Annotated in this window: 13 protein-coding genes; 12 read left to right on the top strand and 1 reads right to left on the bottom strand. The window is 47.0% G+C overall.

The genetic code is table 11. The annotated features are described in order from the left end of the window. Nucleotides 1-21: 21 nt before the first annotated feature. The gene (gene bfmS / locus E2K74_RS10720; RefSeq protein ID WP_151207534.1) at nt 22-1,695 is read left to right on the top strand and encodes a sensor histidine kinase BfmS; all 1,674 of its coding nucleotides are present in this window, start codon (nt 22-24) and stop codon (nt 1,693-1,695) included. Between the two features lie 76 nt (nt 1,696-1,771). On the opposite strand, the gene E2K74_RS10715 is transcribed toward bfmS, so the two are convergent. Next, nucleotides 1,772-2,128 (bottom strand): hypothetical protein, encoded by a 357-nt coding sequence (locus E2K74_RS10715; RefSeq protein ID WP_151207532.1) that lies wholly within the window; start codon nt 2,126-2,128, stop codon nt 1,772-1,774. A gap of 568 nt (nt 2,129-2,696) precedes the next feature. On the opposite strand from E2K74_RS10715, the gene E2K74_RS10710 reads away from it, so the two are divergent. From E2K74_RS10710 to nuoL, 11 genes are all read left to right on the top strand, one after another. Then, a complete protein-coding gene (locus tag E2K74_RS10710; protein ID WP_151207530.1) occupies nt 2,697-3,242 on the top strand; it encodes an NADH-quinone oxidoreductase subunit A in 546 nt (181 codons plus the stop codon). A gap of 6 nt (nt 3,243-3,248) precedes the next feature. Then, nucleotides 3,249-3,929, top strand: a complete 681-nt coding sequence (locus E2K74_RS10705) for a NuoB/complex I 20 kDa subunit family protein (RefSeq protein ID WP_151203435.1) — start codon at nt 3,249-3,251, stop codon at nt 3,927-3,929. Between the two features lie 88 nt (nt 3,930-4,017). Then, nucleotides 4,018-5,805, top strand: coding sequence for an NADH-quinone oxidoreductase subunit C/D (gene nuoC / locus E2K74_RS10700; RefSeq protein WP_151207528.1), 1,788 nt, complete (start codon nt 4,018-4,020; stop codon nt 5,803-5,805). 13 nt (nt 5,806-5,818) lie between these two features. Further along, nucleotides 5,819-6,328 carry an NADH-quinone oxidoreductase subunit NuoE gene (gene nuoE / locus E2K74_RS10695; RefSeq protein ID WP_151203437.1) on the top strand — a complete coding sequence of 170 codons (510 nt, stop codon included), beginning with the start codon at nt 5,819-5,821 and terminating at the stop codon, nt 6,326-6,328. Then, nucleotides 6,325-7,656 (top strand): NADH-quinone oxidoreductase subunit NuoF, encoded by a 1,332-nt coding sequence (gene nuoF / locus E2K74_RS10690; RefSeq protein ID WP_151207526.1) that lies wholly within the window; start codon nt 6,325-6,327, stop codon nt 7,654-7,656. The genes nuoE and nuoF overlap by 4 nt, the downstream gene beginning before the upstream one ends. Before the next feature lie 11 nt (nt 7,657-7,667). After that, the gene (gene nuoG, locus E2K74_RS10685) at nt 7,668-10,346 is read left to right on the top strand and encodes an NADH-quinone oxidoreductase subunit NuoG (protein WP_151207524.1); all 2,679 of its coding nucleotides are present in this window, start codon (nt 7,668-7,670) and stop codon (nt 10,344-10,346) included. A 3-nt stretch (nt 10,347-10,349) separates the two neighbouring features. Next, entirely contained in the window at nt 10,350-11,360 is a 1,011-nt protein-coding gene (nuoH, locus tag E2K74_RS10680; protein ID WP_151203440.1) for an NADH-quinone oxidoreductase subunit NuoH, read from the top strand. An 18-nt stretch (nt 11,361-11,378) separates the two neighbouring features. Further along, nucleotides 11,379-11,921 carry an NADH-quinone oxidoreductase subunit NuoI gene (gene nuoI / locus E2K74_RS10675; RefSeq protein ID WP_151203441.1) on the top strand — a complete coding sequence of 181 codons (543 nt, stop codon included), beginning with the start codon at nt 11,379-11,381 and terminating at the stop codon, nt 11,919-11,921. Further along, on the top strand, nt 11,921-12,439 hold the full coding sequence (gene nuoJ / locus E2K74_RS10670; protein WP_171478791.1) for an NADH-quinone oxidoreductase subunit J: 519 nt from the start codon (nt 11,921-11,923) through the stop codon (nt 12,437-12,439). Before nuoI ends, nuoJ begins: the two co-directional genes overlap by 1 nt. Next, complete coding sequence (nuoK, locus tag E2K74_RS10665; RefSeq protein WP_151203443.1) at nt 12,439-12,747, top strand: NADH-quinone oxidoreductase subunit NuoK; 309 nt, start codon at nt 12,439-12,441, stop codon at nt 12,745-12,747. The genes nuoJ and nuoK overlap by 1 nt, the downstream gene beginning before the upstream one ends. Next, entirely contained in the window at nt 12,744-14,639 is a 1,896-nt protein-coding gene (gene nuoL, locus E2K74_RS10660; protein ID WP_151207522.1) for an NADH-quinone oxidoreductase subunit L, read from the top strand. The genes nuoK and nuoL overlap by 4 nt, the downstream gene beginning before the upstream one ends. The last annotated feature ends 1 nt before the right edge of the window (nt 14,640 follow it).

Raw genomic sequence — 14,640 nt, 5'->3', positions numbered from 1 at the left:
TGAAAAGCAGGATAAATATAAGTGTTTAAACACAGTATATTTTTGCGTATTTACGCAGGATTGGTCGTCCTTGTGGTATTGGTGGCGATATTTGGCTACCTGCTGGTACAGATTATTAACTATCAGCGTGCGCAGGAATATCGTGAATCCCTGACTGATGGTATGGCTTATATCATCAGTGAGGGGGTTGCGCGTCAGCCCAACCTTCAGCAGAAGATGGATTGGATTTCCGATGCGTCGGATTTATTAGAACTCCCGATTTACTATATTGAAGCCAGTAAAGTTGATGTTACCCGCGCCGAAGCCCGACGACTGGCTGAGCGCAAGGCCGTCGTGCGCTGGGATGCCAAAACCAGCGTGGCCTATATTGTTGTAGCGCTGCAAGATGACCCGGAGCATTATCTTTATATCAAGGCGGACAATATTACCGAACGTCAGATGAAGGCTCTGCCGGTCTTTATTCTGGATTATCTCGTCTACTATCCGGGCCAGGAAAAAGAATACCTTGAGCGTATTCAGTCATATTTCTCCTACCCGATTTCAATAGAGACCGTACAGGCGCTGCCGCTGGACTCCGAACAGATCGGACGTTTACGCCTGGATCACAGTATTATTCTGTATCGTGATAGTGCCTCGATTCGTGGCACTACTATTTCCATTGTGTCACCCATTCCAGGTTCGACCTCGGAAGTACTGGTTATGGGGCCAGTGCCACTCTTTAACTGGATGCCATTTCAGCTGGCGGCGGGCATTACCTTGCTCAGCTTGTTTGTCTTAAGTCTGGGAGTGTATGGTTTGCTGGTGCCGATGCAGCGTAAACTGCGCGAAGTCAATTATGCCCTGAACAAGATGAAGAGCGGGAATATGTCGCTCCGTCTTCCGATTGAGGGAAATGATGAAATGGCGACTCTGGCATCCAGCTATAACAATATGTCAGATCATATTCAGCGTCTTATTGAAGCGCAGCGTGAGCTGATGCGTGCTGTGTCGCATGAGTTGCGTACGCCTGTTGCACGGATTCGTTTTGCGGTAGAAATGATGGCAGATGAAGATGACTACGATTACCGCCTACAGCAGGTCGAACAGATCGATAAAGATATTGAGGCGCTAAATACCCTGATTGATGAAATTATGACCTATGCCAAGCTTGAGCAGGGCATGCCTTCAATTGAGTTTGAACATGTAGATCTGTATGAAGTGTTAAATCAGGTTGCTGTGGAAACTGAAGCTCTGAAGACCGGAAAAGTTATTGAGCTGCAAGCAATGTCTGATGACATAGTGGTAGAGGCGGAGCGGCGCTATTTGCATCGGGTGATTCAGAATTTGGTAGGGAATGCCGTACGTTATTGCGATAGTAGAATTTTGTTAAGTGGTGGGCTGGATGCTGAAGGACAAGCCTATATCTGTATAGAAGATGATGGTCCGGGGATTCCGGAAATAGATCGCGCCCGTATCTTTGAAGCTTTTGCCCGTTTAGATGATAGTCGTACCCGGGCTTCAGGGGGGTATGGTTTGGGACTTTCTATTGTTAGTCGGATTGCTTACTGGTTCGGAGGAAGCATTGAGGTTGATCAGAGTCCGAAACTGGGTGGCGCGCGCTTTATTATGACCTGGCCGGCTCATCGTTATAGTAAGAAATCCAGACCGAAAATGCTGGAACATGTTGAAGAAGCCAGCAGCGAGCGTTCAGCCTAAAATCTGTGTTTAAGTCACCTGATATAAAAAACGATACTGAAATCAGTATCGTTTTTTTGTTTTATGCTACGAGGATTTATTCCTGTACGGTGACGTCTGGTTCAATTAGTGGTTTGCCATCACGCAGGCTATCTAAAGGTTCTGCATTAAAATCAATCATCAGCTTATTGTATTTGGCATCTATACTATAATTCTGGATCAGTTTTTGGTCGCCAGAGATGGTTTCCACTTTGTATTCATCAACAATATTTAAAATGCCTTCCAGGTTGATGCTCGAAGAGGCCTGATCGGCTTGGAACAGGTCGTGAATTTCGCGCAAGTCAAAAATAGCATTGCTGGCATCAGGGTGTTTATGAATATAAGTTTCGATATGTCGAATCAAAAGTTGGGAAAATAAAAAATAATTAGGTTTATGCGTAAAATGTAGAGACATACTGGACTCCTTTAGTTGCTTTATTTATGTGATTATCAGGCCTAGAAATACAAATAACATAATCTGAATCAATCTGTTGAATGTGTTGCAAAAAAATACAATTGCTTGATAGGGGGGGTGCGGCCGGAACAGGGTTTAAATTGCCTGATTTTATATTTTTCGCTGAAAATTTAAACGACGCAAGTGGTGTTTAAAGTTACTTTTTGCTGTGGCACACTCATTTTGTTTTAGTTAATTCGATTTAAGACCTAAATAGAAACTTTCCTGACTTGATGGATTCAAGTTGAAATAGCCTGTCAGGACTGAAAACTGGATTTTTACAGGCTTGTTAAAATAATTGAAGGTCGAAAATCAACTAAATAAAGCAATTAGTGCAGCTTTGAGTGCACTCACGCCCAATTAAATACTGAAATGCCTAAAAAATCATCCCAAAGACTAAGGGCGAGAAGCTAGCAAGTGAAATCCAAAATCAGGTACAATTGGCGGGATTAATTTTGTGTTTGGTGTATTTGAAGGCCAATACATACATTCTTTGTTAATAAATAGGCCTGCCAGGAGTTATCCCCGCATGAATGCCATTACTCCATACGAATGGGCAATTATTGCCTTCGTGATCGGTGTTACATTTTTGTGCGTCTTTATGCTCACTGTCCCATTACTCCTCGGGGGTAAATCATGGGGCCGTGCCAAGCAGGAGCAGTTTGAGTCAGGCGTAGTTGGAGCAGGTGGAGCCCGTATCCGCTTGTCCGCAAAATTCTATCTGGTTGCAATTTTCTTCGTCGTGTTTGACTTGGAAGCCCTTTACCTGTACGCATGGGCAGCTTCTGTTCGTGAAGTAGGTTGGGTTGGTTTTGTAACCGCAGCTATATTTATTTTAGTTTTACTCGTTGGCTTGGTTTACGAATTATCGACAGGCGCACTGAACTGGGCACCTTCAGACAAACGTAAAGCAGCCGGGATTAAACCTAAAATTGGTTCGCCAAATATGGATCTTGCGGAAATTACGCGCTTCAACTCAGTTGAAGAATTGGTTATGGACCCAACTGGCCAAATCCCAGCTCAATCATCTGGTCTTGTGAAAAAGTCACAAGCTCAATCATCTGATAAGGAGTAACTCGGGATGAAATACACATTAACCCGTGCGAATCCGAATGCTGATCAATATCCACTTCAAGAGCGTATCTTGGTAGAAGACCCGCTTTTAGAAGAAGAAGTGAATAAAAACGTATTCATGACTCGCTTAGAGGATGTAATACACACAGCAGTAAACTGGGGACGCAAGAACTCAGTTTGGCCGTTTAACTTTGGTACGTCTTGCTGCTATGTAGAGTATGCAACGACCTTGACCGGTGTACATGACTTGTCACGCTTTGGTGCCGAGGTCATCCGTGCTTCACCACGTCAGGCCGATTTGATGATCGTCGCTGGTACATGCTTCGTGAAAATGGCTCCGGTGATTCAACGTCTGTACGAGCAGATGCTTGAACCAAAGTGGGTAATTTCAATGGGTGCGTGTGCAAACTCAGGTGGTATGTACGATATTTATTCAGTTGTACAGGGTGTTGATAAAATCATTCCTGTCGATGTGTATATCCCGGGTTGCCCGCCACGTCCTGAAGCCCTGATTCAGGCACTCATGCTGTTGCAAGACCAAATTCAACTAGAGCGTCGTCCGCTTTCTGCGGTGATCGGTGATGATCTTAAGCCAGTGTATAAGCCAAAGATGATGCCGGAACGTGACCGTAAGAAAGATCAGCGTGTTGCTGTGAAAAATTTACGCTCTATGGATGAAATTAAATAATTTAAACGACAGATGATCTGTTGCACCCGCTCTGGGTGTAGTCGTCGTTTAGGTTGACTGAATTTGTATTAAATAGGAAGCCAAGCCAATGGCTGAAACTGACATTGCTATGCCAGAATCAACAGCAGTTGATTCACGCCCAGCATTTGCCATCATTGAAGAGCTCAAAACCAAATTTGGTGAGAACTTCTTTGTGCAAACGACTTTCGAGGATTTCCCGACAGTTTGGGTTGAGCGCGCACGTGTACAAGAAGTTTTAATGTTCTTGCGTACCGTGCCACGTCCTTATGTGATGCTATTTGACTTGTCTGCAGTAGATGAGCGCTTGCGTACCCATCGTGACGGTTTGCCTGCATCAGAATTCACAGTGTTCTATCACTTATTGTCGTTAGAGCGTAACTGTGACATTCGTATTAAAGTGGCCTTAAGCGACAGCGATCTGAATATGCCGACCGCAACGAATATCTGGCCGAATGCGAACTGGTATGAGCGTGAAGCTTATGACATGTTTGGTATCAATTTCGAAGGGCATCCAATGCTCCATCGTATCTTGTTGCCAACCTACTGGGAAGGTCATCCGTTACGTAAAGAGTATTCTGCACGTGCAACTGAATATACGCCGTATATTCAGGATAAGGCCAAGCAGGATTTTGAACAGGAGCATTTACGTTTCGTCCCTGAGGACTGGGGTCTGAAGCGCGGTAATGCCGATGAAGACTTCATGTTCCTGAACCTGGGTCCAAACCACCCATCTGCGCACGGTGCCTTCCGTGTGATCTTGCAGCTGGATGGTGAAGAAGTGAAGGACTGTGTGCCTGATATCGGTTATCACCACCGTGGTGTGGAGAAGATGGCTGAACGTCAAACCTGGCATTCCTTCATTCCCTATACTGACCGTGTCGACTACCTGGGTGGTTGTGCGCAAAACATGCCTTATGTGATGGGTGTGGAGCAAATGGCGGGCATTACTGTCCCTGACCGCGCGCAATGTATCCGTGTCATGATGTCAGAACTGTTCCGTATCAATAACCACTTGCTGTTCATTGGTACTGCGATTCAGGATGCCGGTGGTATGACGCCTGTATTCTATATGTTCGCTGACCGTCAAAAAGTCTATGACATCGTGGAAGCGATTACCGGTTACCGTATGCATCCGGCATGGTTCCGGATTGGTGGTACTGCACACGACCTGCCAAATGGCTGGGATAAGCTGGTTCGAGAATTACTCGACTGGATGCCAAAACGTATGAATGAATACTACAAAGCTGCTTTACGCAACTCGGTATTCATGGGCCGTACCCAGGGTGTGGCGCAATACGATGCAAAATCTGCGCTGGCTTGGGGTGTGACAGGTACTGGTCTGCGTGCCACAGGTATTGATTTCGACGTACGTAAATACCGTCCATATAGCGGTTATGAAAACTACGACTTTGAAGTGCCTTTAGAGTATGAAGGCGATGCCTATGCACGTGTGCTGGTTCATTTCCGTGAAATCGAAGAATCACTGAAAATCATTCGTCAGTGCCTGGATAACATGCCATCTGGTGCTTATAAAGCAGACCATCCATTGGCAGTTCCACCACCAAAAGACAAGACATTGCAAGATATTGAAACCTTGATTACGCACTTCTTAAGCGTGTCATGGGGTCCTGTAATGCCTGCTGGTGAAGCATCTGTAATGGCCGAAGTGGTGAAAGGGGCATCGAACTACTACCTGACTTCAGACAAGTCAACCATGAGTTATCGTACCCGTATCCGTACACCGACTTTCACGCACTTACAGCAAATGCCTTCTGTGATTAACGGCAGTCTTGTATCTGACTTAATCATTTATTTAGCGACAATTGACGTCGTAATGGCTGACGTGGATCGCTAAGGGGTAACGCATTATGATGATTTTGACTGATAGAAAGCCACGTGTGAATGTTGAAGGGATTTTAACGAAGGAAGAAATCCACGAAATCGAACAGCACATGGGCCACTATCCATATCCACGTGCAGCGTGTCTTGATGCGCTGAAGTGTGTACAACGCCGTAATGGCTGGGTAGATGATGCACAGATGAATGCTATCGCGCAAATGCTCAGCATGAGTGTTGCGGATTTGGAAGGTGTAGCGACTTTCTATAACCGTATTTATCGCCAGCCCGTGGGTCGTCACGTAATTTTACTGTGTGACTCGATTGCGTGTTTCTTGATGGGTGCGGAAACTTTGGCAGAAGCTTTCCAGCGTGAACTGGGTATCCAGTTTGGTCAGACGACTGCTGATGGCCGTTTTACCTTGCTACCAATTTGCTGTCTGGGTAACTGTGACAAGGGCCCAACCTTAATGATTGATGAAGATACGCACGGTTTAGTTGAAGTGACTTCGGTTAAACAGTTGCTGGAGAAGTATGTATGAATACTGAACCAAAACCAATTTATGGTGACGGTAACCCAGAAACGCATCCATTGACCTGGCGTTTGAGTAAACAAGAGCACGTTCGTAATGCCGATGATTACGAAGCCCTAGAGGGTTATGCCGGCTTTAAAAAAGCCATTGGCATGCAGCCGAAAGAAGTGCTGGAAGTCATTAAAGCTGCAACAGTAAAGGGCCGTGGTGGTGCAGGTTTCCCGGCAGGCATCAAATGGTCGCTGATGGCACCAAATGACAATTCAGGTCCTCGTTACCTGATTTGTAATGCCGATGAAATGGAACCAGGTACCTTCAAAGACCGTCTGTTGATGGAAGATCTTCCTCACCAGCTGATTGAAGGTATGCTGATTGCCGGCTATACCCTCGAAGCGACTCATGGTTATATCTTTATCCGTGGCGAATATATCGAAGCGGCAAAATACCTGAACGACGCGATTGCACAAATCCGTGCCAAAGGTTATCTGGGTGAAAATATTCTGGATTCTGGCTGGAACTTTGAATTGCACGTGCATACCGGTGCAGGCCGTTATATCTGTGGTGAAGAAACAGCACTGATTAACTCGCTGGAAGGTCGCCGTGCCAACCCGCGTACCAAACCACCATTCCCGCAAGTTGCAGGGGCTTGGGGTCGTCCGACGATTGTCAACAACGTCGAGACCTACAACAACTTGCCGGCAATTATGCTGCGTGGCCCTGAATGGTATATTGGTCTGTCTGCGGGTAAATCCAAAGATCCAGGCACTAAAATCTATGGTGCATCTGGTAAGGTGAAATTCCCTGGCTTATGGGAGCTTCCATTTGGTACCACGGCTCGTGAAGTGATTGAAGAACATGCCGGTGGTATGCGTGATGGCTTAAAGCTAAAAGCATGGTTGCCGGGCGGTGCCTCGACTGACTTCCTGGCCGCAGAGCATATCGACCTTCCGATGGATGCAGAAACCATCATGAAAGCAGGCTCACGTTTAGGAACCTGTTTATTGATGGTGGTGGATGAAACGCAATGTATGGTTTCAGCAACACGTAACCTGGAAGAGTTCTTTGCCCGTGAATCATGTGGCTGGTGTACGCCTTGCCGTGATGGCTTGCCTTGGGCGGTGAAAGCGCTGAAAGCACTTGAAGATGGTACAGGTAAAAAAGAAGATATCGATCACTTGCAGGAACTGACCCGCAAGCTTTGGATTGGTAAAACTTTCTGTGCTCACGCACCAGGTGCGATGGAACCATTAATGGGCGCACTCAAACATTTCCGTGGCGAGTTTGAAGCAAAAGTAGTAAATGCTGCCGCTCAAACCCGCAACGTAGAACAAGCTTAAGGAATTCGACTATGGCTACAATTCATGTCGATGGAAAATCGTATGAAGTCAACGGCTCGGAAAACTTGCTGCAAGCATGTTTGAGTCTCGGCATCGACATCCCATACTTTTGTTGGCATCCATCCTTAGGTTCTGTCGGTTCTTGCCGTCAATGTGCTGTGACCCAATACGCGAATCCAGAAGATACGCGTGGTCGTTTGGTCATGTCATGTATGACACCGGCTGCTGACAATACCTACATCTCGGTTGAAGACAAAGAAGCAGTAGATTTCCGTGCTTCTGTTGTTGAATTCTTGATGACCAACCACCCGCATGACTGTCCGGTCTGTGAAGAGGGGGGGCACTGTCACCTGCAAGATATGACAGTGATGACGCAGCATGACCGTCGTCGCTACCGCTTCACTAAACGTACGCATTACAACCAGGAACTGGGTTCGTTTATTGCGCACGAGATGAACCGTTGTATCGCATGTTACCGTTGTGTGCGTTATTACAAAGATTATGCCGGCGGTACCGATTTCGGCGTATATGCCAACGCATCACGTGTGTATTTCGGTCGTCCGGAATCAGGGACTTTGGAATCTGAATTCTCGGGTAACCTGACTGAAGTGTGTCCTACAGGGGTATTCACTGACAAAACCCACTCTGCACGATATAACCGTAAATGGGACATGCAGTATGCGCCTAGCGTATGCCAAGGCTGTTCTTCAGGTTGTAACATTTCTCCGGGTGAACGTTATGGCGAACTTCGTCGCGTTGAAAACCGTTTCAATGGTGAAGTGAACCAGTACTTCCTGTGTGATAAAGGCCGTTTCGGTACCGGTTATGTGAACCGTGCTGATCGCCCACGTCAACCGCAATTCCGTACCGGCAACAATGTAGAAACTGTTTCAGTCGATACCGCACTAGACACGGTGATTGCAAATATTCAGGGTAAAAAAATCCTGGGTATTGGTTCGCCGCGTGCATCACTTGAATCGAACTTCGCACTTCGTGAGCTGGTCGGTCAAGAGAACTATTCAACAGGTCTGTCTCAAAAAGAGCAGAATCTGGTTGAACTGGCAGCTTCAATCATGCAAACCGAGGGTGTTTATAACCCAACGATGCGTGAAATCGAAAGCTACGATGCGGTGTTAATTCTAGGTGAAGATTTAACTCAAACTGCACCACGTATGGCTTTATCTGTTCGCCAGGCTGCGAAAAATAAAGGCAAAGAGATGGCGGCAGAGCGTCGTACTCAAGAATGGCTGGCTGAACCGGTACAGCGTATTGCTCAAGATGCGAAATCTCCGATTTACATTCTGGCTGCAACACAGACCCGTTTGTCTGACGTTGCCGAAGGTGAAGTGGTTGCGTCTCCAAACGATATTGCACGTTTAGGCTTTGCAATTGCTGCGGGTGTAAAAGGTGAAGTCATCACAGGTCTGGATGATGCTGCTAAAGCATTTGCTCAAACCATTGCTGATACCCTGAAAGCTGCGAAAAAACCATTGATTGTTTCTGGTACCAGCTTGCAAGACGCTGCCATTATGGAAGCGGCTGCACAAGTAGCACAAAATCTGGGTAATGCTGGCTTAACCTTGACTGTCCCAGAAGTGAACTCAATGGGTCTTGCAATTCTGGGTGGTAACAGCCTGGAACAAGCTTTTGCCCAAGACTTCGATACAGTCGTGATTGTTGAAAATGACCTTTACCGTCGTTTACCGCAGACCCAAGTCGATGCTGCACTTGCTGGCAAAGAAGTGATTGTGCTTGATCATTCAGAAACAGAAACGGTGAAGAAAGCCAACATTGTACTTTCTGCTGCAAGCTTTGCTGAAGGCGATGGTACAGTGGTTTCTCAGGAAGGCCGCGCACAGCGTTTCTATCAGGTATATGACCCAAGTTATTACAATCCGGAATTGGCGATCAAGGAGTCTTGGCGCTGGTTACATGCAATTGAAACGGGCGTGAAAGGTAAAGCCATTTCATGGACCTTGCTGGATGATGTGATCGAGTCTGTAGCGAAAAACGTACCTGCTTTAGAAGGTATTTTGGATGTGGCACCTGATGCGGGCTTCCGTGTACATGGTCTGAAAGTGGCACGTGAACCACGCCGTTATTCAGGTCGTACTTCGATGCGTGCGCCATTATCTGTACACGAGCCTAAACAGCCCGTGGACAAAGATTCTGCCTTAACTTTCTCGATGGAAGGTTATGTCGGTGACCAGACACCATCTGCGCTGGTACCGTTCGCATGGTCGGCAGGCTGGAACTCTCCACAAGCGTGGAACAAATTCCAGGACAACGTGGGTGGTCATCTGAAAGGGGGTGATTCAGGCGTTCGTCTGTTTGATCGCCTACCAAAACGTCCAGCACGTACTTTCGTTGCACCAGCCCCAGTGGTTGCGAATGCTGACAGCTTCCGTCTGGTTCCGATGCATCACATTTTTGCTTCTGGCGAATTTACCGTGAAAACACCGGCGATGGAATCACGTATTCCTGAAGCAGTTTTTGCAGTCGGTGAACAGGATGCAGCACGCTTGAATGTTCAGGATGGTCAGAAAATTACTGTGAAAGCAGGGGATAACTCGATCGTTCTTCCAGTTCAAGTGATTGAATACTTACCAACAGGTTGTATTGGCTACCCAATCGGTCTTGCACCGACGGTATCTCTTGCAGAGCCTGTTTCAGTCGCGGTAGGAGTGTAATTCATGGAACAAGAATTAATCCGTCAAACGCCGCTGTGGGCTGAAAACTGGCCAATCGCCTATTCAGTACTTCAAGCGATCGTAATCTTACTTGTTGTGGTATTGGTTGCAGCGTTGATGTCTTTCATTGAGCGTCGTTTGCTTGGTTTGTGGCAAGACCGTTACGGTCCGAACCGTGTAGGTCCGGGTGGTATGTTCCAGATTGTTGCCGACATGCTGAAAATCATGTTCAAGGAAGACTGGACACCAAAATTTGCTGATAAATTAACATTCCGTATGGCACCAGGCGTTGCGATGGCAACAGCGGTACTGTCTTTCATGGTCATTCCTGTTTCACCGTATTTGGGTGTAGCAGACATGAGCATCGGCCTGCTGTTCTTTATGGCGATGGCGGGGATTGCAGTTTACGCGGTGCTGTTTGGTGGCTGGTCATCTAACAACAAATATGCACTGTTAGGTGGTCTGCGTTCAGCAGCACAAACGATTTCTTATGAAGTGTTCCTCGGCATCTCGCTGATGGGTGTAGTGGCAATTGCCGGCTCATTCAACATGCGTGAAATCGTAGAAGCACAAAAAGACGTCTGGTTTGTTATTCCTCAGTTCTTGGGCTTCCTGATCTTTGTGGTCGCAGGGGTAGCGGTAACTCACCGTCATCCATTTGACCAGCCGGAAGCAGAGCAGGAGCTGGCCGAAGGTTATCACGTAGAATACGGCGGGATGAAATGGGGCATGTTCTTCGTTGCGGAATACGTTAACGTGGTCCTGATCTCAGCATTAATCGTAACCTTATTCTTTGGTGGCTGGTTAGCGCCGTTCGGTCTGGATTTCTTGCCACCGGCATTCTGGTTCATTATCAAGACTGCTTTCTTTGTCATGATGTTCGTATTGGCACGTGGCTCTTTAATGCGTCCACGTTATGACCAAGTGATGAACTTTGGTTGGAAAATTTGCTTGCCATTGGCGTTGGTTAACCTTTTGGTGACTGGTGCTGTGATTCTGTTGAATCAGGCCTAAGACAGCAGGGAGAACAAAATGTTTAAATTTCTAGCTGGATTCGGGTCAATCGTACGTTCGTTGTGGATGGTGTTCAGCCACGCAACACGTAAACGTGACACCATTCTTTACCCAGAAGTCCCAGCCGAAGAAATCGTGCCGCCACGTTTCCGTGGTCGTATTGTATTGACGCGTGACCCGGATGGCGAAGAGCGTTGTGTGGCATGTAACCTGTGTGCGGTTGCGTGTCCAGTAGGCTGTATCTCACTACAAAAAGCTGAAAAAGAAGATGGTCGCTGGTATCCGGAGTTTTTCCGTATCAACTTCTCTCGCTGTATTTTCTGCGGTATGTGTGAAGAAGCCTGTCCAACGACTGCCATTCAAATGACACCGGACTTCGAGCTGAGTGAGTATGTTCGTCAAGACCTGGTCTATGAAAAAGAACACTTGCTGATTTCTGGCCCTGGTAAATACCCTGACTATAACTTCTACCGCGTGACCGGTATGGCAGTTGCAGGCAAAGGCAAGGGTGAAGCACAGCGTGAAAGTGCACCTGTTGATGTACGGAGTCTATTACCATGATGTGGCCATTTTATTTAATGGCCCTCGTGGCCATCGTTTCTACGGTTCGTGTTGTGACCAATACGAACCCGGTACATGCCTTACTTAGCCTGATTGTTTCACTTCTTGCAGTTGCTGGTCTGTTTATGATCGTAGGCGCGCCATTTGCCGGTGCGCTGGAAGTGATTGTCTATGCGGGTGCGATCATGGTCCTGTTCGTATTCGTGGTGATGATGTTGAACCTCGGCGAACAGACTGTTGCACAAGAACGTACATGGCTGACCTCATCTACCTGGGCTTACCCGGCACTGATGAGCTTCCTGATCGGTCTTGTAGTTGTTTGGGTATTGAACTCTGACTACACACAACCTTCATTGGTGATGGGCACTGAAATGGTCGGTCCTAAAGCTGTGGGTCAAGCGCTCTTTACACAGTATTTATTATTGGTAGAAGTTGCTGCGATGTTATTGCTGGCTGCCCTGGTAGCTGCATTTCATCTGGGTAAACGTGAGCCAGGTGCAGAAGAGGACAAAGAATAATGGGCAACATCCCTTTAGAGCATGGTTTGATCGTTGCATCTATTCTTTTTGCACTGGGTTTTTACGGTGTAATGGTGCGACGCAACCTTCTGTTTATTTTAATGAGCCTTGAAATCATGATGAATGCTGCGGCTTTAGCATTCGTCCTGGCAGGCAGTGCATGGGTACAGCCAGACGGTCAGATCATGTTTATCCTGATCTTGACGCTTGCTGCGGCAGAAGCGTGTATTGGTCTTGCGATCGTCCTTCAGTTCTATCATCGCTTCCATCACCTGGATGTGGATGCTGCTAGTGAGATGCGCGGATGAGTTATTTATATCTAACAATTTTATTCCCGTTAATTGGTTTCATCCTTTTGGCGGCAGGGCGTAATAAACTGCCTGAATCAGTTGCTGCCATTATTGGGGTGGGTGCAGTGGGTCTGTCGGCCTTGGTTGCACTTATTGCCGGTCTGGACTTTGTCAACAATGGTTCAACCGCGACGGTACAACACCTGTGGACATGGTTTAATGTCGGCGGTTTTGCACCGGGGATCAGCTTGCATCTTGATGGTTTATCATTATTGATGCTGGGCATGGTGACAGGGGTTGGTTTCCTGATTCATATCTTCGCCTCATGGTATATGCGCGGCGAAGAAGACTTTGCACGTTTCTTCTCTTATTTCAACCTGTTCGTTGCCAGCATGTTGCTGCTGGTTCTGGGCGATAACCTGGCGTTATTATTCTTGGGTTGGGAAGGTGTAGGTCTGTGTTCTTACTTGCTGATTGGTTATTACTACCAAAATCCTGCTAATGGTTTTGCAGCCATCAAGGCATTCACAGTGACCCGTGTTGGTGACGTATTCTTGCTGGTTGCCATGTTCCTGTTGTTCCAGCAGTTCGGCACATTGAATACTCAGTACATCGTAGAAAATGCGGCAACTGTAATGACACAAAGCTCGTCATTGACCATCTGGACAGCCTTAATGTTGTTCCTGGGTGCTGCGGGTAAGTCTGCACAGATCCCGTTACAAACATGGTTAGCAGATGCGATGGCAGGTCCAACACCTGTATCGGCCTTGATCCACGCGGCAACGATGGTTACCGCGGGTGTTTACCTGTGCTGCCGTCTGTTCACAGTATTTGAACTGGCCCCTGAAGTCATGGTGTTCATCTCGATTACGGGTGCAGTGACATTGCTAGTGGCTGGTTTTGCTGCATTGGTTCAAACCGACATCAAACGTATTCTGGCCTACTCAACCATGAGTCAGCTGGGTTATATGTTCATGGCGGTTGGTGCTGAAGCCTACCAGGCAGGTCTGTTCCACATGCTGACTCACGCATTCTTCAAGGCATTGTTATTCTTGTCTTCGGGTGCGGTGATTCTGGCTTACCATCACGAACAAAACATCTTCAAGATGGGTGGTCTGTTCTACAAGAACAAATTCCTGTTTGCCTGTTTTGCCATTGGTGGTGGTGCGCTCGCTGCGATTCCATTCCTGACCATCGGTTTCTTCTCGAAAGATGCGATTCTTGCTGCAGTCTGGACACAAAGCCATATTGCAGGCTTACCGGTATTCAATACGCTGTACTGGGTTGGTGTTGCAGGTGCATTCTTAACTTCAATCTATACTTTCCGTTTAATCTGGATTGTATTCTTTGGCAAAGAAAACACGCCTTACCATGAAATCAAAGGCATCACGTACTGGGCGCCACTGGCAATCCTTGCGGTCTTGTCAACAGGTCTTGCAATCGTTTTGAAAGCACCCGTCATGAATATTCTGAATGCTGCACAAATTCCAGCGTTCATTATTCCTGAAGCTTTGGAAGCAGGCGCACATGGCGCTGAATATGTCGCGATTGGTGTAGCCTTAGCTGGTCTTGCGGTAGGTGTGGTATTGTTCGCATTTGCCTACAATGCAGTCAAATCTTTTGCCCAGACTTCTTTGGGTGCAGGCCTTGCAAATATTTGCCGTAATGCACTAGGTTTCGATGCGCTTTACGACCTTATTTTTGTTAAACCATATTTATTGTTCGCGAAGATTTTTGGTCGTGATCCGATTGATGGCCTATGGCTGGTACTTCCTGCACTTGTTAAAGGTGGTCACAGCTTTACCAGTTCACGTCAAACAGGATCACTGCGTGAATACGCATCAAGCATGGGGCTCGGCGTCGTTGTCCTACTGATGATCTTGCTCGTGATTCAGGTAGTGGGGAAATAAA

This window comes from Acinetobacter sp. RF15B, assembly GCF_007558235.1.
GTDB classification, from domain to species: Bacteria; Pseudomonadota; Gammaproteobacteria; order Pseudomonadales; family Moraxellaceae; genus Acinetobacter; species Acinetobacter lwoffii_C.
This window is presented reverse-complemented; position numbering and strand designations above follow the sequence as displayed.